Here is a 24,462-nt window from a genome sequence, read left to right as displayed (position 1 = left end):
CACACTGCATGTGCAACAGTCCATGGTGTTGCACAAACAATACGCAAGTTGTCACACTGATGACGTGACACTGACTGCCATCGATATCGACATCTTGCGAATGCTCCGTCGGTCAGCCGAACCACTTAGCGGCCGGCGGGTGTCCGTGATCGTCGGGATAGCGCCGAACACCGCGAACCGCGCACTGAAGGCGCTGCAGGAGCGTGGACTCGTCGAATCCCGAAAAGCCGGGCGCACGTCCCTATGGACGACGACCGCTGACGTGGCCGGAGTTACGGAACTCGAAGGGCCAAATCAAGAGCGAGTAGCGCTTGTGGTTACCGCGGTGGACCTCGAACATACCGAGGTCCGCAACCGCCTGGTGAACGTCGAGCGCGTCCGGGTGAAGGGCCTTTGGATGCTGCGCGGTGAGGTGCACGGTACCCACGTCGACTGGAAGGTCTACCTCGCGTGCGCGGGGATGGGGAATGCAACGTCGGCGGCGCTAGTCGGACTTGCCGCCGGTGAAATGCATGCAAATCTCGTTGCCTTCGTCGGTACCGCAGCTGGCCTGAAGCCGAGCGACCAGCAGCATCTCGATGTGGTGGTTGCTAGCAGTATCCATAATCCCTATGCGGGTAAGCAGGTGCCCGCCGACTCTGGTTCGACGCTACTCGGCCGCAGCAAATCCTATGTCGTTGCAGCGCCGCTGATCTCGGTCGTGAACGCCTGCGTCGCCGACAGCGCGTGGACCCCATCGAGCCGTAGCCCGCACTTCGACCCGCGACACCCACATGCTTTCGTCGCGCCGATCGTGGCCGTCGATGCCGTTCAGACAGACCCAGACGGTCCCCTAATGGGGGAGATCCGGGCCCGGTTCCAGGACGCTGCCGCATTGGACATGGAGTCTTTCGGGCTTGCGGCAGGCTCGGATGTTCACGACCTCCCAGTCCTTGTAATCCGGGGCATCTCGGACTTCATCGGTGACAAGTCTGTCTCCGGTAATGATGACCAGCAGCCGCTTGCCGCTGGGCACGCCGCCGGCCTGCTTCGCGAGATCTTGACCTTCGCCGACCCCGACGACATCAAGCGGGGCGCCGCACCCGTAGCACCCGAACCGACCGACGACCTCGGGCGGACGCCGGAAGCAGCCCTACCCGGCGCTATCCATATGTGGATGGACCGCCTCTCGCGCCATTCGCCCACGCGTGCCACGGCCGCAAGGGATACGCTCGCCGAACTGCGACGCACTGGCGTCAGCGCCGCTACTTGGTTGAACCGAGCGCTTCATCGGCCTCCGGCTTGGCTTCGCGAGGACGACACTGGCGACGGTTGGGCGCTTGTCGGATCCCTGGCAGCGTGGTCTGGTTCGACGATCGCGTGGAAAGCCTTCGATCAAGCTGCCCGCTCGGCGAGACTTACCGGCGACCTAGATGCCAGCGCTTACTTCAAGTTGGCTGCAAGGCTCGAGCAGATCGCGAAGGATGCCGCCGCGAACAAAGGCAGTGACCAGCACCAGCCTGACCCGTCGCCGCTAGACGACTTCGACGATGAGGTCCTCAACCGGCTGGGCCCGATTGTTGACGTCTACAGAGCGGTCGTGCAACACGACCTCGCAAAAACGAAGGCACGCGCCGAGATAGCCCTCGCCTACCTGGGGCTCATCGACCCGTCTGGAGTGCTCCAGCGACCGCTACATTTCAACGAGACCATCGAATTCGATTTGGAGTTAAGGGACCTGTTGGCCGCAACCGTGCTACGCCAGGTCGCGCAGTTGATGTTGGCCCCCGGCGCAGCGGATCAGCTGGGCGTGGCCTCCGGGCTCGCGGCGCGGACCCTGCGGGGTAATCCAATAACCCGCGACCTCTCCGACGACGCCATGCACCTCGCTCAATGGGCTGTGGAGTTGCGCCCCCTCGCTGAGGGCACTCGCTTGACACTCGCACAGACAACGCTCGCGGTGCTGGTCTCGATGGCTGGCCGCACCGCGGCTGACGCCGGTGAACAGGTCGCACGCCGGGCCAAGGCGGTGGAGACCGACGCCATGGTTCTACGTGATTTGCTGCGCGTTTGGGACGGCGAGTCGGGAGGAGCGTTAGCAGTTGCCGCTCGGGCCAGGTCCATCCAGGGCGACTTCAACGGCGCACTGCGCATGTTGCAGCCGTCGCCCGATGGCATCGCGTCACAGCAGGAAGCCCGTCACCCGGAGGTGATTCGCCTCGGCCCCTACATCGCACAACTCGCCGGTAATGACCACCTAGCGCTTGCGCTTGCGGCGAAGAATCCCAACCTGGTGGAGGCTCAGCTCATGCGAGCTGCGGTGCTGGGTAGGAACCCGGAGATGGCCGAGGAGACCAAGGAGGCGCTCTTCGCGGCGCTCACGCTGTCCAAGGGCGATTTCCACGACGACTACCGCGCACTCATGGCGTTGACCCGGCGATTCAACTCGCTCAATGAAGCCGAGCAGACCACCGTGATCGACCGTATCGAGACCCTCCGACAAGTCGATCCCGTTCTCGCTGAGGTCATGCGCGCCCGGGTCCTCATGAGTCAAGGCGACGCCAGCGGAGCCCTGCGCCATCTGCGCGGTTTGGAACGCAACGAGCTCGTCCTAGAGGCACATTCCGATGCGCTGGTGGCCTCCAATCGTGCCGAGGAAGCCGCTTCCATGGTGTTCGCAGAGGGTAAGACCCGCGGCGATGTTCTGCTGATGGCAGAGGCACTCGATCTGGCAATGGACAATGGGCTGCTTGAAATCAGCCGCAAGATCGCACTAGAGATGCTGGGCTGGAATGACGGAAAGGCGATGCGGCTCCAGGCGTTCCGCGCGCTCCAACGCATAGCTCTGAATGAGTCCAACTGGCCGGACGTAGCGATGCGCACCCAGCAACTTGTCGAAGAGCTCGACACCAATGACCTTCCGGTGCCTGAAAATCAATACTGGCAACTCGCCGAAGCACTCTTCTTCCAAGACAAGTTCGAAAAGGCACTCGAAGTGCTGCTCGACGCACCAGCACTCAGCTTCGCGCAACGCGAGCGAGCGCAGCTGCTCTTCGCGCTCATCTGGCACGCCGCCCACGAGCAGCGCGCACGGGCAGTCAACAGGTTCGACACGAACCGAGCTCACCTCGGCAACCCAAACCTGTACGCGATGTTCACACGTGCGGCCGCGGACTGGGCACACGACGAACAGGCAGCCGCCGCTGCCATGACGGTCGCTTTCATCGCACCCGACTCAAGCTTCACTGAAGCGCAGGTCGCTGAACTCCGTCAGTACGCGCGAAGCTACTTCGAACAGCATGGCGACAACGCCTCTATTAAGCGCCTACGCATAGAAGCTGACGACTTCGAATCACTAAAGGAGTACCTGCGTGCCAGCCACGCTAACCGAATGGCACTTGAAGAACTAGAAGGCAAGGTTCGCGCCGGCCTCTTTCCGCTCGCAGTGCTTACCGAGGCTGCAGGCCGTACCACTACCGAAACCCTCATCCGACGCGACCTTGGCTACGTGATGGCGGTTGACGACGACGCCGGCATCGGTGAACAGACAGCGCGCAAGACACTCGACGGCCGTGTCGTCGCGGACGTCACCGCGCTTGTGGTAGCAACCTGGACCGGCCAGACGTTCAAAAGACTTGCCGCAAACTTCGACGCCGTGATCGTCCCGTCAACACTCCGCGCAGACGTCGCCCGAGCTCGCACAAGCCTTGCAATGAAATCCACCGCAACGGTGAGCTGGGACAGCCGATCAAATCGCCTCGCGGTCAGCACGATTTCTGCCGAACAGGCCCAAGTGTTTGCCGATGCCGCTGAGCAAGTCTGGACTGACACTCAACTTCTACAGGTCGCACCAGACACCGATGTTACCGACCGCGACCGATGGCTCAGCGCAATCGTGGCGGCGCAAAGACTCGGAGTTCCAGTCTGGGCTGACGATGTTGCCTTTCGCCGATTTGCCCGTTCCATGGGTGTGCCCGCGTTCGGATCGATCGACCTCATTCGCGCCCTCGACGAGCAAGCCCTACTCTCCGTTGCACTTGACGCATTCCGTGACAACAAGGTGGTCGACCTTCCGATAAACCAATCTTGGCACCGCCTTGCCGAACAAGCCGAGTGGAAGATCGACAGTTCCTTTGCCCTAGCGATCTCGCGACCCGCCGCCTGGCACGACATTCCAGAGGCCTTCGCTCAGTTCCGTGCCCTCGTTCGCGGGCGACCTCGGGAGATGGATCCCCAGACGATCGCCAGTTGGGCGCAACTCGCCGCCAACGGACTCGCAATGGCCACCGATCCGTCGGCGCGACCGACCGTCGTTTCCGCATTGCTGGCGTGGACCATCTCCTTCACCGACCCCTTCTTCGCCGCCGTCCACGAACGCCCAGAGGCAATCGATGACGAAGGCGTGCCGAAAGACGGAGGGAGGGTCGCTGAGCAGGTCTTCGCCGTCGCCGACGCCCTCGGTCAGCATTACTATCCCGCAGCCGACGCGCTGGCGAAGCTCGTCGACGTCCTGTTCGGGGGGTTGCTCGCAGCGGTGGGGCCCGAAGCGACAAGTCGTGTCGTCACTGCCCTCGCAAAACGTCTTGAGCGCGAGACCGGGCGACGAGTTTTCGCAGCCTACATTCGATCAGCGAGAGCGTAGTCTTTACGCGCGTGGTCCGGGAAGACCGAAAGGAACCGTCGAGTAGGCGAGGCCAGAGATCAGTTCGTTTCGCCGCCGCCGCCGACGAGGTACGCCACAGTTCGGTCAACGCGGTGTAGGGCAGCCGGACCGCGATGGGACCGGTCGATGTAGCGATCGACCGGCCCTATTCGGCAGGAAGCTCATGCATAACCGCTATTATGCATGAATTGCCACCCGCTGAACCACCCTCGCTAGGTCCGCCGGCGCGTATTGACCCGTCGACCGTACCTCCAAGCTGCAGTAGGTCACTTATTGAAGGGCTTCGCTGTTGGGTACGAGATGCCGATACCAGTCGGCGCGGACCGGTCCCATCCGTGAACCTCTGAGGTGAGCCCGTCGTAGTGGTCCAGTCGTTGTGGGACTCTGTGGCCCGGCTTGTGGGCTAGGAAGAATTACCAACGACCTGGCATCGAACAAGCGCCGGCGGCATACGCCGGATCAGATCATCCGCAAGCTGGCCGAGGGCAACAAGCTGTTGGCGTCGGGGCAGGAGATAGCTGCGGCTCCGACGAGGCCGATCCCCTTGACTCCCCCGCCCTCGAGAACAAGGTCAGCGCCCGGTCCGGCCTGCGCTCGCTCTTCGAGCGTCATGAGTTGACCCGCCTGACCGCCCGACGTCGTCATGCTCGCCTCCGCGAATTCTCGGCTAACCGCGCGTGACCTCAGTACAGACCTAGGGTCCGCCTGTTGTCCCGGACACCCGACTTTCCCGTGCCGGAGAGTTCAGCCCGGGAAGTTCAGCGTGGCTGATCACCACTGGTCAGCGACTGCCCGATGAGCTGGGCGCCTGGGGTTGCTTAGCCCAGCACGATTCGTCACGGTGACGAATTATGTTGCTGTGCACGGCATTTCGTAGGAGCAAGCAGATGGCTGTCCGCGTCAGTGCGGCGAACCTTCGCGCAGCACATCCGGCGCCCGTCCATCGGCACAGGTCCGGTGTCAATTTCCGAGTCGCCGCAACGAGTCGGAGGTACCGGCCGCCACGGCCAGAACAACGCACGCGACAATTCGGCGATGGACGTAGTGCCCAAGCATCCCATCGCCCAGTCATTGGATGACATCAGCCGCTGCGGCGAGATCTCGGCGGCGTTCGTCGCCGGACTCACCACCAATGATCATCGATGGGAGCTGCGAACGTCCGGCGGTGACGTGCTTGCCGTCACCAGGCGTGTGCACAGCGGCGGTCGAATGGCACAACGGATGTGGAAGTTGGTGTCTGCCACCGGAATGGACGCGGGCAACGACATCCACGTCGAACTACTCGGCGCCGACGGCCGGCTGCTCGCGAAGATCAGTTCGAGCAACGACGCGCCCGCGGAAGTCACGGTCACCGGTGTCACCGGCGGTCAGCTCGCGCGAAGCGCACGTCCCAAGACGGCTCTGCTGAGGGTCAAGCATCCGGACAAACTCACCGTCCATGATGCCGACGATCGCGTGTGCGCCGAGATCGACTGCGAGGCCGACAGCCCCTGGCAGCTCCGAAACAAAGCCGGCGAAGCCGTCGGAGAACTGCTCGCTGGCGCGCCCGGGCCATCCCTGCCGCCCCGCTGGTACACCTGGGTGGATCCGCAGTGGGCGATGTCTGAAGCCACCTACAACCGGGGGTTGCATCTCGGTATTCGACGGGTCACCCAATACAGCGCGGTATTTGGTGACGATTCGCCCCGCTCGCTCGCGTTGACGCTGGTGCCGCTGCTCGCTGGTCTCACCTACTGAAGCGATCCGCGCCGGAGGCGTAACCGGTTGACGCTGTTGAGATCCCACTGGTTGGCCGCATTCAGCGGGCGGGCGGGAAATACATCTCTTGACGCACGCTGCACACCAGATCGCCGTTGCGGTTGAACATCGTCCCACTGGCCAGCGCCAGTGAATCCGCGCTGCTCGGCGAAGACCGTCGGTAAAGAAGCCATTCCGACAACACCGCAGGAGCGTGGAACCACACCGAATGGTCACGCTGCGCCGATTCACCTACTCCCCCGCGCGCGGCGAACGCCGGCTCGGTCAACGTCACCGCCGACAGATAGGCCACCAGACCGGCGGTGAGTACCGGATCGTCAGGGACCTCCCCGTCCGGTCGCCACCACATCGCCGACCGAGCCGGGGGCTCGGTGGATACGTCGACGATGCGGCGCTCGAACCAGCACAGGCTTGCATACCGCCCGGTGCCCGACTCGGCCTCGGCCAGGTGCGGTGGCACCCACGGCAGCGTCTCGGGTGCGGGCACCTGGGGAATCGGCGGCTGGTACTCGAACCGCGCGGCTGTGCGGCCGGTGATTTTGAACGACGACATCGCTTCCATCAGGATTCTGTCGTCCTGACGGGCGGTGACCCGGCGTGCTGAAAAGGTCCGTCCCTCTTGCAGGTTGACGACCTCGAAGTCCACCGGCCGCCGGGAATCACCCGGGCGCAGAAAATAGGTGTGCACACTGTGCGGCGCCCGTCCCGGCGCCGTGTGACTCGCCGCCAACAGAGCTTGGGCCGAGATGTGCCCACCGAGAATGTGATGGGCCGGCGCGGGCAACTGCTGTCCGACGAAAGACCATTCGCCGACCCGGCGCAGATCCATGGTGAGCAGCACGTCGGTGAGCGAGGATGACATCGGGACGTATCTTCACACACTGAGTCGCAGATAGCGTTGCAGCCGCCGCCGCCCCGTCGCCGACGCCGTCCCGGCAACGGGTTGCACCGCCTCGTCCAGTCGGGCGCGGACAGTGCCGACGTCGAGATCCATCCCGATGGCGACCAGACAATTCCCGACGGCCCGCGGCGGTGCCTTTCTCACGTGAACTGCGCTACCCACGACGTTGACGACGTAGGTTCTGACAGCGGCGGAATGCCGCACGGCGACAATTCCTTTGAGCCGGAAGACCCCGGAGGGCGGCAGTTCGAGCAGATCGAAGAGTGCGTCGGCATTGACACAACCGGTGCTGCGGACAGTGACAGCGTCGGCATGAACATGGTCGTGCGCATGCGCGGAGTCGGCCCACAACTCCCGAAACGACAGCTGCCCCGACTGCTCGCCGGGTCCTTCGGCGGGGTCGAACAGCAATGCGGGATCGATCCGTCCGCCCGTGGTGCCCACCACCTGGACTCTGGGATTACGTTGTGCCACCCGCTCTTCGATGCGCCGCAGCAGCACCGGGCGCTCGCTGTCCCGAATCTGGTCGAGCTTGTTGACCACGATCAGTGAAGCGACGCCGTAACGCACCGGCGGCAACACGCTGCAGTCGACGGTGTCGAAATGGTTCACCGCGTCGACGACGTCGATAAGACCACCGGGGCGCACTCGCGACAACTTGGAAAAGCCGATAATCCGGGCGATCGCCACCGGATCCGCCAGGCCACTGGCCTCGACGACGATGGCATCCAGGCGGCGCGCCGGGTCGGCGAGTTTGACCAGCGCCTCGTCGAGACCGCCGTCCTCGGGCAGGCAGCAGATGCAGCCTCCAGCGATTGACGCCGGCTCGTCGACCTGGCCGGCCACCAGCGCGGCGTCGACGTTCAGGTCGCCAAAGTCGTTGACCACCACGCCGATTCGTGTATCGGGACTACGGAGCAGATGGTTGAGTAGTGTCGTCTTGCCCGCACCCAGGTGGCCGGTGAGCGCGATGACCGGTATCGCGGTCAACGCGGTGGCTCCGGAGGTGCCAAGTCAGCAGTCGCCTACCTGGTCGATGACCTTCTTCAACGGCGGGGCGGGGTAGACATTGGGGGTGTAATTGGGATTGTCGATCGCCCACGCGATCTTGGAACAGTAACCAGGTCCTGCCGGCTGGCCCGCACGCCACGTTTCGAGCGTGATTTTGCAGCTGTACATGTCGGACTCCGGGGCGAATTCGGCGGTGTCCTCGGCTCTCGGCGCGTGATGCCAGATGATGAAGCTTCGCGCCGAAGGCAGGTTGCAGGGAAGCTGCGGGATGGGAAGGCGACCGATGTCCCCGCTCGCCGTCGGCGCGAGGGGCAATGCACAGGACGCCATCACCATGGTCGAGGCGGCGATCATGCGGATGGCCAACGCGCTCACCCTCTTTCTCCGACGACAGCGGCATGCCTGCCGCACTAGACGTTAGCTCAACTGTGGTTGCCGAGACAGTGCCGCGCGGGCGGCCCACGCGCACCCGCTTCGAGGCGCGTCCAGTTAATTGCCCCACCCGACTATCTCTCGATATCGGCGGCGTGGCCCGGTCCCGGGTGCGGGTAGCGCGGTACGCCGTGGTGCACATTGACCCGTGGACCGCGCTGCAACGCGTCGGCGGTCGTCTCGTGCAGCCGCAGAATCCGCCCGCCTATCTGGACATAGGCATTGGGCCGCCACACCGCCGGCTCCCAGGCAATGAGCCTGGACCAGCGCAGCTGGTGCGGTTCGCGCACGAACACGCCGTTGGTCGAGTTGCGGTCAATGATGACCACCGACGCATCGACGATGCGGACTTCGGCGTGGGCCCGGGACATTTCACCGGAATGGTCATCGATGCGCACGGGACGAAGACCCTGTTGGGCCGCATCGGATCCGTTCGGATCCCGGCCGATGACGCAGTCGCGTTCGAGCTCGATCCGCGACCCGTCGTCCAGGGAAACCCAGCGCTTGGGCTGCGGCGCACCAGCCGGCGGCGCAGCGGCAATCCTCCCGCTGCCTGCGGGTTCCGACCGGTACAGCGGCTGGTCTCCCGACATCTCCGGCGCCTGCCCGCGCGACGACGGTGTGCGGGTCGACCAGATGACGGCGCCCTGGCCCGGCACGGTTCCGTCGGAGAGCCGGTACACGCCTTGGCCCTCGGCCACCGGCCGCGGCCGCGGGTCGAACTCGTCGACGGTGATGACCGCCGCGACGGCCGGCGCCGGCAGCGACCGGTGGACCAAACGTCCGCGGCCGCGCAACATGGTCTGCCCGGTGCCCTCGTCGAGAGCAACGGTGACGCTGCCGCACAGCAGAATCTCCAGGCCCGTCGGTGTCGGCATGACGATGCCGATGTCGACCAGCGTGCGATCCCACGGCTCGCGCGCGAGCTGCTGGAAGGCGGCGACGAGCTTCTGCGGGCTGGAGCGCCGGACCATGTCGGACAGGGCAGTCATCTGCTGCGCCGCCAGCGAGTGCGCCGACAACTCCGAGCGCTCGCGGTGGGCCACCACGATCACGGTGCCGTTGACGTTGGCCACCAGGTGGTGTCCGGGGATGACCTCGACATCGCTCGGCGGCCGGACCGGGGCGTGGTCGACGGCCACGGGGACCGGGGGGACGGCGACCGGCACCGGCGTCTCCTCGGGCATCGGGGCAGCCGGTGCTGCCGCGACCGGAACCTCCGGCACCTCGTCGGCCGGCGCTTCACTGATACCGACTCGAGAGTGCAGCCACCGCAACGGCTTTGGCGCCCACCAGTTCCAGTCGCCGGCAAGCTGCAAGAAGGCGGGGACCACGATGCCGCGGATGATCGAGGCGTCGATCACGACGGCCAGCGCGGTGCCGATGCCGAACATCTTCATGAATGACAGACCGTTGGCGAACGAGATCAGCGTGATCGTCAACAACAGCGCCGCGCTGGTGACGATCCGGCCCACGCGCCCCAGTCCGATGACCGTCGACGCGGTGTTCGACAGACCGGAGTCGCGGGCCTCCTTGATGCGGCTGAGCAGGAAGATCTCGTAATCGACGGACAAGCTGAAGGCGATGGCACACAACAGCACCACCATCGAGAGATTCAGCGGCGCAGGCGTGATGCCCAGCAGGCCGGCGAGATGGCCCTCCTGGAATACCCACACCATGATGCCCAGCACCCCGCTCAGAACCAGGAGGTTGAGCACGAGTGCCTTGACCGGCACCACGACACTGCCGGTGAACAGGAACAACAGGATGAAGGTGGCGCCGGCGATGAGCCCGATCGCCAACGGGAGCTTGCCCCCGATCGCGGCTTGACTGTCGATGAGCGTGGCGGTCGGTCCGCCCACTTCCACCTGGCGGTTGGTGATCTTGGCCCGGATGTCGCGGACGATGTGTTGGGCGGTATCGGAGTCGGCCTGAACCGAGAGGTAGACGATCGCGTAGCTGGAACCCGACACCGCGGGCGTCGGCCCGGCCGCCTGACCGTGCTCGAACCGGCCGATGGGGCCCGTGACCAGCACGACGCCGTTCATGCGCGAGATGTCCGGGGCCAGGTTCTGCAGCACGGTGGCATCGTTGCGGGTCACCAGGGTGATCGCCTGCGACGGATCCAGCGTGAAGTCCCGCTGCAGCGATTCGGCTACCAGCCGCGCACTGGAGTCCGTCGGCAGGGCTCGCTCATCGGGCGTGGCGAATTGGACGTTGAGAAATGGAATGCCCAAACCCAACAGCAGGACCACCACGGGCAGCGCGTAGAGCAGCGGCCGGTGCGTGACCACCTCGGCGAACCGCCGCCAGAACAGGGAGTCGGCCGAGGGTGGCACCTTACGGCGGATGACGGAGAGCGAGTCCACGCGCTTGCCGAGCAACGCCAGCAGTGCGGGCAGGACGATGATCGCGGCGAACGCCGAGAGCAGCACGGTGGCCGTCGCAGCGAGACCGACCGACCGCAGGAAATAGGTGGGAAACACCAACAGGCTGGTCATCGCCATGGTGACAGTCGCCGCGCTGAACAAGATGGTGCGCCCGGCGGTGTTGACCGTGGCGATGACGGCCGGGTGGTGGTCTTTGCCGTTGGCCAGTTCCTCCCGGAACCGCGACACCATCAGTAGGCCGAAGTCGATGGACAACCCGAGGCCGAATGCCGTCGTGACGGTCAGGGCGTGCACTGACACATCGGTGACCGCTGTCATCAGCAGCAACACCGACAGGGTGGACACGATGGACACGACGCCGACCACCACCGGCAGTACGGCCGCTATCAGTCCGCCGAACACGATGACCAGCACCGCCAACGAGATAGGCACCGCAATGCTCTCACTGGTCTTGAGGTCGCCTTTGACCTTGTCGCGAATCTCCTGCTGCACGCCGAGCGCGCCACCCGCACGCACCGTGACGCTGGTGTCGTGGGGCAGATTCGCGATGATCCGCTTGGCCGTCTCGGCGGATTCGTCGGCGGTTCCCCCGACGTGGACGAGCATCAGGCCCGAACGACTGTCCTTGCTGCGTAGGTCGGCGGCTCCCTCGTCGCCGAAGGATCTGGTGATCTTGGCCTTGGGCTCGGCCGCGACGACTTTGAGCACTCGATCCCGGATGGCCGCGACCTCGGGACTGTCGATGGTGCCGTCCCGCGGCAGCAGCTGAACGACGAGATTCGCGGTGGTGCCGAAGTGCTGGTCCAGAAACTCGTCGGCTTTCGAGGATTCCGATGCCGGGTCGGTGTTTCCGCCGGTGCCCAGCTTGTCCGACACCGATCCGCCGAGCACGACACTGATCCCCAGCAGGACCAGAACGGCCGCCAGCACCGATTTCGGGCGCTTGACGGTGAACGCGGCCAGTCGCCTCAACATGTCTGCCTCTCCCCAGTGAACTTCGTGCTGCTCGCGGTGGCTTGTCGTGCGGGCCTGGGCGCTCTCCGAATTGGGATGTCAGCGTGAAATCTAGGCCCGCACCGTCAGTCGTGTCGACGGTCAGTTACGCGGCTCGCCGGCGAGCCACAGGCGCACCAGGCAGCGTCGGGCGTGCACGTCGGGCGAATCGATGAAAGCGCGGCGATTGTGCAGGGTCGTGTGGTTGTCGGCGAACAGCACGTCACCCGGGTGCAGCGTGAACTCGACGGCACTGGCGGCGTCGCTCAGTGCACGGTCGAAGGCGTCGAGTGCCTGGCGCTGCCGGTCGGTGAGCGGCCGACCGCTGCGGTAGTGGCCGAGTTCGATGTGCAACCGGTTGTAGCGGATCCGGACACCGTCGGTGGTGTCGGTGAAGATAGCGCCATCGGTGAACGGGTTTTCGCCCGGCTCGGTCTCGTGCGAACGGTCGAAGCAGAACTGCCCGTAGAGCTCGTCGACCAACTCGGGGTGGGCGGCCAGCATCGCGTTGTAGGCGGTGTGCGCACTGACCATCAGCGACTCACCGCCGGACACTGCCTTGCGCAGACACAGCAGCCCCAGGATGTCGGGCCGGCTGCCGGCGTAGGCGCAGGCCGAATCCGTGTGGTAGATCAGCGCGGAGTTGGTCTTGGAGCCGCGGGCCTCGGCCACCGATTGCCCGGTGTCCTGAACCAGGTACACACGGTCGCCCTGCTTGTTCTGCGGCTGCGGCTCACCCAGGTAGGTACCCAGGCCCCAGTACAACATCGAGGCTTCCGCGTCCGTCCAGCCGTCCAGCGGCAGGCCGCGCAGCACACAGAATCCCGGCCCCAGCCGCAGGCAGTGCCGCATGGCGCGGGCGATCTCGACGAGCTCGGGCTCCCGGAAGTCCGCTGCCACGATCGTCTCCAGCCTGCGGCCGCGGCGGCGCAGGTCGTCGCGGATGCGCAGGCATGCCGCCACCTGGCGTGGTCCCACCCCGATCAGGTAGTCCCATGCGTGCAAGCTGTCGCGGTTCCACACCGACGGTCCGGCAATCGGCCGGCGCCCAGTGCCCCGGGATGGGTGTGCCGCGTTCTTGCCCAAGAGTTCGTCCCTGGTGCGAGTGTCGGTGACAGCCCCCATGATCTCATCCCCTTTCTGAAACTTTGGCGCTTTCTATGAGTTTGACTTGCTGCACTTGGCGGATTCTTGACGATTTCTAGACGGCCGCTAGAACCAGTCGTGGCCGATCAGCGGGGCACTGATCAGCCACAACGAGGTCCGGCGGGTGAGTTATGCGGCGACGGGGATCAGTTCCCGGCGCGACGAGTGCGGCGCCGCGGCGGGGGCACTGAACCGGATGAACATTTTCGCGATGAACGGCGCAGCGAACAGCATCAGGACCACCCGGATCACTTGGGCCGCCATCACGAACGTGACGTTGGAACCCGATCCCGCGGCGGTGCCGAGGACGGCGTAGATACCGCCGGGGCTCGTCGCCAGGTAACCATCCAGCGAGCTCAGGCCGGCCTCGTCGGCCAGCACCACACCCAAGCCGGCCGCGGCGAGGTTCAGGATCACGATCAGCGCGAACGCGCCGGGCAGGATCCGTCGGATGGCGCGCAGCGATTGCCGGTCGAACGACAGCAGCGTCTGCCAGACGATCATCATGATCCCGGCCTGGACCAGCAGCATCGGAACGGCGAAACCCTGAACCAGCCCGGAGAACTCCAGCGCGATCGTGATGGCCATCGGTCCCAGCAATCCCGCGCCGGGCAGTCGCATCGACCGACCGGCGAAGCTGCCCACCAGCACGATGGCCGCGATCAGCGGCAGCGTGACGCTCATCGATCGGGAAGACGTGTCGTCGGCATGTGCGCCCTCGGCGGCGGTGCCGTGGAAGAAGACTGCGACGACGACGGGCATGGACGCGGTGATGAGCGCCACGCGCAGGTATTGAACGGCCGCGACCACCCGGTCATCGCCGCCGAGGTCGCGTGCGATGGCGACGAGGCCGGACGAGCCGCCGGCCACCAGGGCCAGACCCCCGGTCAGCGGGCTGACGTCCTTGTGCAGACCGAGCAGCGCGCCGCCCGCGACGCTGACGATCAGGGTGCTGACGGTGATGGCGATGACGATCGGCCAGTGCGAACCCAGGGCGGCGAACGATACGTTGCGGACCATGAGCCCGGTGTAGACGCCGAGCACGCCCTGAGCGGCCAGGCCTGCGCCCGACACTGTTCTCGGGGCGTACCGCGCCAAGGCCCAAGCGAAGATTCCACAGCCGATGCCTACAACGGCAAGGTCGATGGTGTTCATGCCGTAGAAGGTCCAACATCGGCCTTGACGAATTCTTAATGCGCAGGTGGAGCGCACTTGTCAACCCAGTGTCCGGATCTCGGACGGGTCTCTCACCTGCCGACTGCGACCCGTGTCCCGTCGTTGGACTGACTCGGCGGCAGGCGGGTGGCAGGGACGACGGACCCTGTCGGCCTTTCGACAGGCCCCGACAGGTTATTTGTGTGAGTATCGGATGAGCCGCGGCCGGTGTTGCGCAAAGCCGCGATGTCTCGGCGGGATCTGGATAGGCTTAGCGCTCACACCGGAGACGGACGTTAAGGGGGCGACGTGTCGTTGCTAACCGTGTCGCCAGACTGGCTGACCGCTGCGGCAGCCGATCTGGAAAACATCGGCACGTCGCTGCACTCGGCGAGCGCGGCCGCCGCCCTCCCCACCACCGGAGTGGCCGCTGCCGCCGCGGACGAGGTGTCGGCCGCAGTAGCGGCGCTGTTCGCCGATTTCGGCGACGAGTTTCAGGCGATAAATTCGCAGGTCAGCGCCTATCACGCGCAGTTCTTGCAGACGCTGGGGGCAGCGGCCGGGTCCTACGCCTCGGCCGAGGCGACCGCGGCCACTGTGCTGGACCCGTTCGTCAACGCGATCAACGCACCGACCCAGCTCCTGCTGGGGCGGCCCCTGATCGGCGACGGGGCCAACGGCACTGCCGCCAGCCCGAACGGCGGGGCCGGCGGCATCCTGTGGGGCAACGGCGGCGCCGGATATTCGCAGACCACAGGCGGTCTGGCCGGCGGTAACGGCGGCTCGGCAGGCCTGATCGGCAACGGCGGCGCCGGCGGCAACGGCGGCCTCAACGCCGCGGGCGGGGCGGGCGGCAACGGCGGCTGGCTGTACGGCAATGGCGGCGCGGGGGGAACCGGTGGCGCTTCGCCTACGGTGGCCTTCGGTGGAGCCGGTGGAGCCGGCGGGCGAGCTTATTTGCTGGGGTCGGGCGCAAACGGTGGTGCGGGTGGATTCAACAGCCCCAGCGATCCGTCGCACGCCATCCGTGGGATGGGCGGCACCGGCGGCGTTGGTGGCATGGTCTGGGGTGGGGCCGGCGTCAGCGGTGCGGGTCTGGACGGCAGAACGATCCCCATGCCCACCGTCGCCAATACCGAGCCGGTGGTGAACATTTCAGTGAACGGCGGCGGCAACGCGCCGATCCTCGTGGACACCGGGTCCGAAGGTCTGGTCATGCAGATCAAGGACATCGGCGGACTGCCCGGCCTGCTCAAGATGGGCCTGCCCACGGGCCTCAACATCAGCGCGTACAGCGGCGGCCTGACGTATCTCTACGCCACCTTCCCCACCACGGTGGACTTCGGCAACGGCATCGTCACCGCGCCCACCAGTGTCAATGTCGTCCTGTTGTCGCTACCGACCTCGCCGTTCGCGATCCAGGCATACCTGTCCAATGTCATCAGGAACCCGTTCGTCACCCCGTTCGACGCGTATTTCGCCTCGGCAGGCGTTGACGGCGTGCTGGGCCTGGGACCCAACGCGGTGGGGCCGGGACCAAGTATCCCAACGCAGGCGCTGCCGGGTGATCTCAACCAGGGGGTCACCATCAACATGCCGGCGCAGGAGTTGCGTTTCGGCCCCAACGATCTGGGCGGCCCGACTGTCTCGCTGAACGGGTCCCCCATCACCAACCTTTACGTCAGGGTAGGTAGCGGACCCCTCCAGATGGTGCCGTCCATCGTGGACTCCGGGGGCGTCTATGGGACCATGCCCTCCTCGGTGATCGGCTCCTCGACATTGCCGGCGGGCACCATGATCACGGTGTACGCCGATTCAGGTGGCATGACGAAGCTGTACTCGTTCAACACGAACGACTACGCGCCCACCGTTATCTCCTCTGGCCTGATGAACACGGGTTACCTGCCGTTCAGTCTGGGCCCGGTGCACGTCGACTACAACCCGGCCGGAGTCGGGACGACGATCCTTTATCCTGTGCCCTAGTCGAATCACTGTGTTGGGCTGAGTGTTCCGACGCTGTCGGCGCCCGACGCTAGAGTCGCCTTCATGCTTCAAACGATCGCTGTCCGCGGCTACCGCTCGCTGCGCGAGGTGGTCCTGCCGCTGAGCCGGCTGTCAATTGTCACCGGCGCCAACGGAACTGGTAAGTCGTCGGTGTACCGGGCGCTTCGCCTGCTGGCCGACTGCGGCCGTGGTGAGGTGATCGGCTCGCTCGCCCGCGAAGGTGGATTGGAATCGGTGCTGTGGGCCGGACCCGAGCAGCTCAGTGGCGCCCGTCGGGAAGGCAACGTCCAGGGCACCACCCGCACCCGACCGTTGTCACTCGAACTCGGCTTTGCCGCAGATGATTTCGGTTATCTCGTCGATCTCGGCATTCCGCAGATGGCCGGCCACCGTAGTGCGTTCGCACGCGACCCGGAGATCAAACGCGAGGCGTTGTTCGCCGGGCCGGTACTGCGCCGCGGGACCACTTTGGTGCGCCGTACCCGTCAACTAGCTGAAATCAGCGGCGACGCAGACGGATTCGACGAACTGTCCCGAAACCTGCCGCCCTACCGCAGCGTGTTGACCGAATATGCCCATCCGCAAGCACTTCCCGAGCTCGCGGCGGTGCGCGAACGGCTGCGCAGTTGGCGCTTCTACGACGGCTTCCGGGTCGATGCCGCCGCTCCCGCCCGACAGCCGCAGGTGGGCACGCGCACTCCGGTGCTCTCCGACGACGGCAGAGACCTTGCGGCAGCGGTCCAGACGATCATCGAGGCCGGCTTGGACGACTTGGCCCGCGCGGTCGCCGACGCATTCGACGGCGCCACCCTCGACGTCGACGTCAGCAACGGCCTTTTCGATCTTCGCCTGCAGCAGCGCGGGATGCTGCGACCGCTGCGCACAGCCGAATTGTCGGACGGCACTTTACGATTCCTGCTGTGGGCCGCGGCACTGCTGAGCCCGCAACCACCCTCGCTGATGGTGCTCAACGAACCAGAGACCTCGCTGCACCCCAGCCTCATCGGCCCATTGGCGGCACTGATTCACACGGCAGCCACCCACACGCAGGTGGTGGTGGTCACCCATTCCCGTTCGCTGCTCGACGCCCTCGACAGCGGAGTCGAAATCGAACTGCACAAGGATTTCGGCGAGACCCGCATCGCCGGTCAGAGCCTGCTGACGACGCCGCCGTGGGATTGGGGCAAGCGGTGAGCCCGCGGCGTCGAGTGTGCAAAGTGTGCAGAACGTGCAATTATTGGAAGCTATGGCCAATCAGTTGAGCCTCCGCGAGCGACGACGCCGACAGACCAGCGCGGACATCCGCGGTGCTGCGGTGCGCTTGGCGCAGGTCCGCGGCTGGGACCGGGTCACCATCGAGGAAATCTGCACTCAGGCCGGAATTTCCACCCGCACCTTCTTCAACTACTTCCCCAATAAGGAAGCCGCGATCGCCTACGGCCCGTCGGACCTGCCGCCGGAATTGGCCGACGAGTTCGTCGCAGCCGGACCCGCGCCCCTCCACGTGGTGCTGGCCGAACTGATCACTCTGGCGGCCCACCATCTTCGCGACATGCCACCGGAGCGTGAGCAGGCCGTCTGCATGCTCGACCTGGCAAAAACCACCCCCGCGGTGCTGGCGGCGTTCCTTGCCGACCTGGAGCGTTTCCAGACGCAATTGACCGAGATCGTCGCCAAACGCCAAGGCATGCCCTCCGACGACGAAGTCTCCGCCCTGATCTCCGCGCTAGCGTTGACGGCGGTGCGCTCGGGCATCGAGAGATGGTCGAGCAGCGAACCCGAGGACGCCGGTGACACGCCGATGCCCTATGTCGAACGTGCTGCCGCGCTGGTCAACAGCATCTTCACGCAGTGAGAGCGTGACCGGGATTACAGAAAGTTGCATACTCTGCAAAATATGCAGATGATGTACAGGTGGTCCGGTTAGCTCGTCTTACTATCGCATCGGGCCACCTCGGGCTGCGTAACTCGCGCGACCCATAATCGCTTGTGATGCAAGGCAATTCGTCGTGCGACCAGGAAAGGCTCACGTAGGTGCAGATGGCAAAGATCGTGCGCAACGCCTGGTTGCCGCTGCTGATCGTGGCAGTCGTGGCCATCGGGGGCTTCGCGGTGACCCGGGTCAAGTCGTTCTACACCGCCGACCAGCAAGATGATCTGACCAGCGCAAAGGTTGACGACTCCAAGCCCTTCAAGCCCAAGGTCGTCAAGTACGAGATCTTCGGCTCGGCGACCCGCGCCAACGTCAACTACCTCGATCTCAGCGCCGAGCCGCAGCGGCTGGACGGCGCTCCCCTGCCCTGGACACTGGTGCTCAGCACCACCGCACCCTCGGTCTTTCCGAACATCTCGGCGCAAAGTGACGGCGATTTCTTGGGCTGTCGTATCACCGTCGACGACGAAGTCAAAGACGAACAAACATCCAACGGCGTGCACGCCCTGACTTCCTGCTTGGTGAAATCAGCATGAGCACTACTCTGCAAGACGCGCCCACCGATTCGTTCCCCGTCGCCAAACACGCGGCCCGCGAGGCGATTCCGCACTTCATCCGCAAATTCGCCGTGCTGATCATCCTGGGGTGGATCGCGCTGATCGCGCTGCTCAACGTCGTCGTCCCCCAGCTCGACGAGGTCGGTAAGCTGCGTTCGGTCTCGATGAGCCCGGACGACGCGCAATCGGTGATCGCGACCAAGCGCGTCGGCGAGGTGTTCAAGGAGTACAAGTCCAACAGTTCGGTGATGATCGTCCTGGAGGGCCAGAACGCGCTGGGCGCCGAAGCGCACGCCTACTACGACCAGATAGTCAAAAAGCTCGAGGCCGACACCGCGCACGTCGAGCACGTTCAAGACTTCTGGAGCGATCCGCTCACCGGTGCCGGCGCACAGAGCAACGACGGGAAGGCCGCCTACGTCCAGGTCTACCTCGTCGGGAACATGGGTGAGACCAAGGCCAACGACTCCGTCGAGGCCGTCCAGACCATCGTCAAGCACACCACCCCACCCCAGGGGGTCAAGGCCTACGTGACCGGGCCATCGGCGTTGGAAGCCGACCAACACCTCGCCGGCGACCGCAGCCTGCAGGTGATCACCATGGCGACCTTCGTCGTCATCATCGCCATGCTGTTGATGGTCTACCGCTCCATCGTCACGGTTCTGCTCACGTTGATGATGGTGGTCTTCGAGTTGGCCGCCGCTCGCGGCGCGGTCGCATTTTTGGGCTACTACAAGATCATCGGGCTGTCCACATTCGCGTGCAACCTGCTGGTGACGTTGGCGATCGCGGCGGCCACTGACTATGCGATCTTCCTGATCGGGCGATATCAAGAAGCCAGAGCAGTCGGTGAATCACGAGAAGACGCCTACTACACCATGTTTCACGGCACCGCACACGTGGTGCTCGGCTCCGGCCTGACCATTGCCGGCGCGACGTTCTGCCTGCACTTCACCAATCTGCCCTACTTCCAGACCCTGGGCGTCCCGCTGGCCATCGGCATGGTCGTGGTGGTGTTGGCGGCGTTGACCCTGGGTCCCGCCGTCATATCGGTGGCGTCGCGCTTCCGGCAGACCCTGGAACCCAAACGCGCCCAGCGTATTCGCGGTTGGCGCAAGATCGGCGCGCTCGTCGTCCGCTGGCCCGGCCCGGTCCTGGTCGTGACGATCGGCGTCGCGCTGGTCGGTCTGCTCACCCTGCCCGGCTACCGGACCAACTACAACGACCGCAATTACCTGCCCGCCGACCTGCCGGCGAATGCGGGCTATGCGGCCGCCGATCGGCACTTCTCCAAGGCCCGGATGAATCCCGAGTTGCTGATGATCGAAAGTGACCACGATCTGCGCAATTCCGCGGACTTCCTGGTCATCGACAAGATCGCCAAGTCGATCTTCCGGGTACCCGGCATCAGCCGGGTCCAGGCCATTACCCGCCCCGAGGGAACCCCGATCGAGCACACCTCGATCCCGTTCCAGATCAGCATGCAGGGCGTCAGCCAGCAGATGACCCAGAAGTACCAGGAAGATCAGATCGCGGACATGCTCAAGCAGTCCGAGGAGATGCAGACGACCATCAACAGCATGGTGCAGATGCAGGACATCACCCAGCAGATGACCAACGACATGCACGTGATGGTCGCCAAGATGAAGAGCATGACCATGGACGTCGCCGAATTACGCGACCACATGGCCAATTTCGAGGACTTCTTCCGACCCATCCGCTCGTACTTCTACTGGGAGAAACACTGCTACGACATTCCGGTGTGCTTCTCGTTGCGGTCGGTGTTCGACGCCCTGGACGGCATCGACACGATGACCGATGACATCCAGAGCCTGATCCCGGTCATGGAACATCTGGACACACTGATGCCGCGGATGAACGCGCTGATGCCCGAGATGATCCAGAACATGAAGAACATGAAAACCATGATGCTGACCATGTATTCGACCCAGAAAGGTCTGCTGGAGCAGCAGCAGCGGGCACAGCGCGACTCGTCCGCCATGGGCCGGGCCTTCGATGCGTCGAAGAACGACGACTCCTTCTACCTGCCGCCGGAGACGTTCGACAACCCCGAGTTCAAGAAGGGCATGAAGAACTTCATCTCCCCCGACGGCCACGCCGTGCGCTTCATCATCAGTCACGACGGCGATCCGATGTCCGCGGAAGGCATTTCGCACATCGACACGATCAAGAAGGCCGCCTACGAGGCGCTCAAGGGCACCCCGATGGAGGGCTCCAAGATCATGCTCGGTGGCACCGCGGCCACCTTCAAGGACATGCGGGACGGCAGCAACTACGACCTGCTGATCGCCGGAATCGCGTCCATGTGCCTGATTTTCATCATCATGCTGATCCTGACCCGCAGCGTGGTGGCCTCAGCGGTCATCGTGGGCACCGTATTGCTTTCTCTCGGCGCGTCTTTCGGGCTGTCAGTGCTCATCTGGCAGCACCTGCTCGGCATTGAACTGCACTGGATGGTGCTGGCGATGTCGGTGATCATCCTGCTGGCCGTGGGAGCCGACTACAACCTGCTGCTGGTGTCGCGTTTCAAAGAAGAGATCCATGCCGGTCTGAACACCGGGATCATCCGGGCGATGGGCGGCACCGGTTCGGTGGTCACCTCGGCGGGGTTGGTGTTCGCGTTCACGATGATGACGATGGCGGTCAGCGAGCTCACGGTGATCGGCCAGGTCGGCACGACCATCGGGCTCGGCTTGTTGTTCGACACGTTGATCGTTCGGTCGCTGATGACCCCGTCGATCGCTGCGCTGCTGGGCAAATGGTTCTGGTGGCCGCAACGAGTCCGCCAGCGCCCGGTGCCCGCGCCCTGGCCCAAGAAGTCCGGAGAGCGGACCGAACAGGACGCCTTGGCGGGCGTCTGATCGGACGGGAGCTACCGGCGGAACAAACCGGCCACGAAGGTACCCACGTTGTAGACACCGGAGTTGCCGAAGCCCGAATTGCCCAAGCCGGACATGAACAGGAAGCCGGTGTTCAACACACCCGAGGACGAACCGCTGTCGTTCTGGTAGCCCGACGCCGGGGCCGTGTTGCGCACTCCCGATGCGTTGGAGTCGGTGTTCTGGAACCCTGAGGCACCACTGCCGGAGTTGTAGAAGCCGGAGCTGCCGACCCCGCTGTTGAACCAGCCGGAGCTGGAGCCGGTGCCGGCCACCGTCGATCCGACGCCGGTCTGCACACTGCCCGAGTTCCACAGCCCGGTGTTGCTGGCACCGGAGTTGCCGAAGCCGGTGTTGAAGCCGGCGGCGTTGGAGCTACCCGTGTTATAGATGCCCGCGTTGAAGCTTCCGGTGTTGCCGATGCCGGAATTGAAGTTCCCGGTGTTGAAATTGTCGGAGTTGGCGAAGCCGGTGTTCGAGGTGGCGGAATTGAAAAAGCCGGTCGATGACGCGCCGGAGTTGCCGAAGCCGGTGTTCACCTCGCCGCTGTTGGCCAGGCCCCAGTTCTTGGAACCGGCGTTGAACAAACCGGCGTTCTCGGTGCCCGAATTGAAGAACCCCGCGTTCGACGTGCCCGAACTGAACAATCCGACATTGCCACTGCCGGAGTTCAATCCGCCGATGCCGATCTGGTTGTCACCGGTGAGCCCGATGCCGATGTTGCCGTTACCGGTGTTCCACAGCCCCACGTTGCCATTGCCGGTGTTCGCCAGGCCCTGGTTGCCGCTGCCGGTGTTCGCCAACCCCACATTGTGGTTGCCGATGTTGGCCAGCCCGTGATTTCCGATGCCGCGGTTGCCGTTTCCGAGGTTTTCGTTACCGTAGTTCCCCGCGCCGAGGTTGGCGTTGCCGCGGTTTCCGACGCCGAAATTCTGGTTGCCGAGGTTGCCGCCGCCGATGTTCTGATTGCCGCTGTTGCCGCCGCCGAGGTTGGAATCTCCGTAATTGCCGCTGCCGACGTTTTGGTTGCCGAGGTTGCCGTTGCCGAGGTTGGCCAAACCGTTGTTGCCGTTGCCGAGGTTGAGTTTGCCGAGGTTGCCGATGCCGAGATTGATGGCCGGGGCCTCTTGGAGCAGCTGCCAGGGGGTCAACTGCGCCGCTGCCGACGCCGCTCCGCCGTAGTAGCTCACCATGGCGCTGACGTCGCGAGCCCACATCTGCTCATAGACCGCCTCGGCCGCCGCAATCGCAGGAGCGTTGAGGCCGAACAGGTTTGAGCGCACCAGCGCCACCAGCTGCGAGCGGTTGAGCGCGATCTCCGCCGGATGCACAATGGCCGACCGAGCGGCCTCGAACGCGGTGGCGATCGCCCTGGCCTGTCCGCCCGCACCCTGCGCATGGGCCGCCGCCGCGCTCAGCCATCCTGCATACGGCGACGCCGCAGCCGTCATCGCCGCGGCGGCCGGACCTTGCCACGCCGAATCGACGAGTCCGGCAGTCACCGAACCGAACGACGTGGCCGCAGCGCTGAGCTCCTCGGCCAGACCGTCCCAAGCTGCCGCCGCGGCCAGCAGCGGCTCGGACCCGGCTCCGAGAAACATGCGCAGCGAGTTGACTTCCGGTGGCAACATCGGAAAGTCCATCAGGTCGTCTCCCCCAATGACAGTTCGTGGTCGGCGCTCGGTAGGTCACCTTCGCGCGGCATCACCGGACCCTAGAACATCACGGAGCTATGCGGCTCGTTTCCGCGGAATCGGCACAGCCGAGTACGTCGAAGACCGCTGCGGCCGAGGTGACGGCCTTATCCCCGTTCCCCTCGTCGTGCAGCAACATCCGCACACCGACTCGTCCGGGTCCGCCCGGGTGCGCGCTGCCGTCGACCCGGAATGGCCCTACTTTGCCCCGCGACATGAACATCACGTGCCAGCTGACGACCTGAAGTCTCCGCGTACCGGCAACCTCGGCAGCGAGGTCGGTCGCTGCGGTCTCGAGGACGACATGTTGAGGCCCGATGTGCAGCGCCGCATCGGGCGAGGCGAATTCGGCGCTGAGGGCGGGAAGCACCCAGTGACCGTCGGGACGCTTGCCGGCGCCGAACGCATCCCACAGCGGCGGCAGGTCGGGTGAGTCCTCGATAACCAACTCGGTGCCCGAAACATCCATCCGGTCAAGGCCTTTCGGCGGAATACCGATGATCGCGCCCTGCCCCTCGTTGAACGCGATCACCCGGTCGGGGTTGTCGGCATCGACGATTTTGCACCGGCCGTAACCCATGGTGCGCCCCTGGTGCACGATGCCCGAATCGACGATCTCGATGCGGGACACATCGAAGCCGGGATCGACGATCTGCACCGAGGCGATCACCGGGTTGGGCACCGCCACCATGTCGGTCTGACACCCCTCCGGCGACGAGATAGCAAGCGGCGCAACGAGAATGCCGCCCGCCTCATTGCGCATGTCGCGGCGGATGGTGACCGTGTTGTCGACCTCGCCGAGGTCCATGGAGGAGTGCTTGCGCCCGATGTAGCGGTAACTGAGCAGGCCGGTCCAGCGCCGGTACAGCTCGTCGCGGTAAGCGTCGGAGTCGTCGGCCAGCTCCCGGATGTCCCGTAGTCGCTCAGTCATGGTCTTCCGCCTCTC

General features: G+C 64.9%; 16 protein-coding genes. 7 read left to right on the top strand and 9 right to left on the bottom strand.

The annotated features are described in order from the left end of the window. The first annotated feature begins 64 nt into the window (after positions 1–64). Positions 65–4,621 (top strand): phosphorylase family protein, encoded by a 4,557-nt coding sequence (locus AC5Y5Z_RS16105; RefSeq protein WP_499918669.1) that lies wholly within the window; start codon positions 65–67, stop codon positions 4,619–4,621. A 480-nt stretch (positions 4,622–5,101) separates the two neighbouring features. Here the strand turns inward: AC5Y5Z_RS16105 and AC5Y5Z_RS16100 are convergent, their stop codons facing one another. Then, positions 5,102–5,287, bottom strand: coding sequence for a hypothetical protein (locus AC5Y5Z_RS16100; protein WP_499926414.1), 186 nt, complete (start codon positions 5,285–5,287; stop codon positions 5,102–5,104). Positions 5,288–5,599: 312 nt separating this feature from the next. On the opposite strand from AC5Y5Z_RS16100, the gene AC5Y5Z_RS16095 reads away from it, so the two are divergent. Continuing rightward, the gene (locus AC5Y5Z_RS16095; protein ID WP_499926251.1) at positions 5,600–6,379 is read left to right on the top strand and encodes a hypothetical protein; all 780 of its coding nucleotides are present in this window, start codon (positions 5,600–5,602) and stop codon (positions 6,377–6,379) included. Between the two features lie 61 nt (positions 6,380–6,440). On the opposite strand, the gene AC5Y5Z_RS16090 is transcribed toward AC5Y5Z_RS16095, so the two are convergent. From AC5Y5Z_RS16090 to AC5Y5Z_RS16065, 6 genes are all read right to left on the bottom strand, one after another. Next, complete coding sequence (locus AC5Y5Z_RS16090; RefSeq protein WP_463824322.1) at positions 6,441–7,262, bottom strand: acyl-CoA thioesterase; 822 nt, start codon at positions 7,260–7,262, stop codon at positions 6,441–6,443. A 12-nt stretch (positions 7,263–7,274) separates the two neighbouring features. Continuing rightward, positions 7,275–8,291 carry a CobW family GTP-binding protein gene (locus AC5Y5Z_RS16085; RefSeq protein WP_499926249.1) on the bottom strand — a complete coding sequence of 339 codons (1,017 nt, stop codon included), beginning with the start codon at positions 8,289–8,291 and terminating at the stop codon, positions 7,275–7,277. Positions 8,292–8,315: 24 nt separating this feature from the next. Next, complete coding sequence (locus AC5Y5Z_RS16080) at positions 8,316–8,687, bottom strand: hypothetical protein (protein WP_473139703.1); 372 nt, start codon at positions 8,685–8,687, stop codon at positions 8,316–8,318. Positions 8,688–8,818: 131 nt separating this feature from the next. Beyond that, positions 8,819–12,109, bottom strand: a complete 3,291-nt coding sequence (locus AC5Y5Z_RS16075) for an MMPL family transporter (protein WP_499926247.1) — start codon at positions 12,107–12,109, stop codon at positions 8,819–8,821. A gap of 120 nt (positions 12,110–12,229) precedes the next feature. Further along, positions 12,230–13,252, bottom strand: coding sequence for a TauD/TfdA family dioxygenase (locus tag AC5Y5Z_RS16070; RefSeq protein WP_499926245.1), 1,023 nt, complete (start codon positions 13,250–13,252; stop codon positions 12,230–12,232). 150 nt (positions 13,253–13,402) lie between these two features. Then, positions 13,403–14,428 (bottom strand): AbrB family transcriptional regulator, encoded by a 1,026-nt coding sequence (locus AC5Y5Z_RS16065; RefSeq protein ID WP_499926243.1) that lies wholly within the window; start codon positions 14,426–14,428, stop codon positions 13,403–13,405. A gap of 309 nt (positions 14,429–14,737) precedes the next feature. Here AC5Y5Z_RS16065 and AC5Y5Z_RS16060 point away from each other — a divergent pair, with 309 nt between their 5' ends. From AC5Y5Z_RS16060 to AC5Y5Z_RS16040, 5 genes are all read left to right on the top strand, one after another. Continuing rightward, the gene (locus tag AC5Y5Z_RS16060; protein ID WP_463824328.1) at positions 14,738–16,411 is read left to right on the top strand and encodes a PecA family PE domain-processing aspartic protease; all 1,674 of its coding nucleotides are present in this window, start codon (positions 14,738–14,740) and stop codon (positions 16,409–16,411) included. A 63-nt stretch (positions 16,412–16,474) separates the two neighbouring features. Next, positions 16,475–17,626 (top strand): AAA family ATPase, encoded by a 1,152-nt coding sequence (locus AC5Y5Z_RS16055; RefSeq protein WP_499926240.1) that lies wholly within the window; start codon positions 16,475–16,477, stop codon positions 17,624–17,626. Between the two features lie 52 nt (positions 17,627–17,678). After that, positions 17,679–18,287: a TetR family transcriptional regulator gene (locus tag AC5Y5Z_RS16050; RefSeq protein WP_463824330.1), complete on the top strand. Its 609-nt coding sequence runs from the start codon at positions 17,679–17,681 to the stop codon at positions 18,285–18,287. A 185-nt stretch (positions 18,288–18,472) separates the two neighbouring features. Next, on the top strand, positions 18,473–18,901 hold the full coding sequence (locus tag AC5Y5Z_RS16045; protein WP_499926238.1) for an MmpS family transport accessory protein: 429 nt from the start codon (positions 18,473–18,475) through the stop codon (positions 18,899–18,901). Then, positions 18,898–21,804, top strand: coding sequence for an MMPL/RND family transporter (locus AC5Y5Z_RS16040; protein WP_463824332.1), 2,907 nt, complete (start codon positions 18,898–18,900; stop codon positions 21,802–21,804). Before AC5Y5Z_RS16045 ends, AC5Y5Z_RS16040 begins: the two co-directional genes overlap by 4 nt. A gap of 11 nt (positions 21,805–21,815) precedes the next feature. Here AC5Y5Z_RS16040 and AC5Y5Z_RS16035 read toward each other — a convergent pair whose 3' ends face one another. Both AC5Y5Z_RS16035 and AC5Y5Z_RS16030 read right to left on the bottom strand, forming a co-directional pair. Beyond that, on the bottom strand, positions 21,816–23,465 hold the full coding sequence (locus AC5Y5Z_RS16035) for a PPE family protein (protein WP_499926235.1): 1,650 nt from the start codon (positions 23,463–23,465) through the stop codon (positions 21,816–21,818). Positions 23,466–23,544: 79 nt separating this feature from the next. After that, entirely contained in the window at positions 23,545–24,447 is a 903-nt protein-coding gene (locus tag AC5Y5Z_RS16030) for a hypothetical protein (protein ID WP_499926233.1), read from the bottom strand. Between the last annotated feature and the right edge of the window lie 15 nt (positions 24,448–24,462).

The organism is Mycobacterium sp. NGS29 (genome assembly GCF_059812965.1).
Note: the sequence above shows the minus strand (reverse complement) of the source record. Positions and strands in the feature narration are given on the sequence as shown.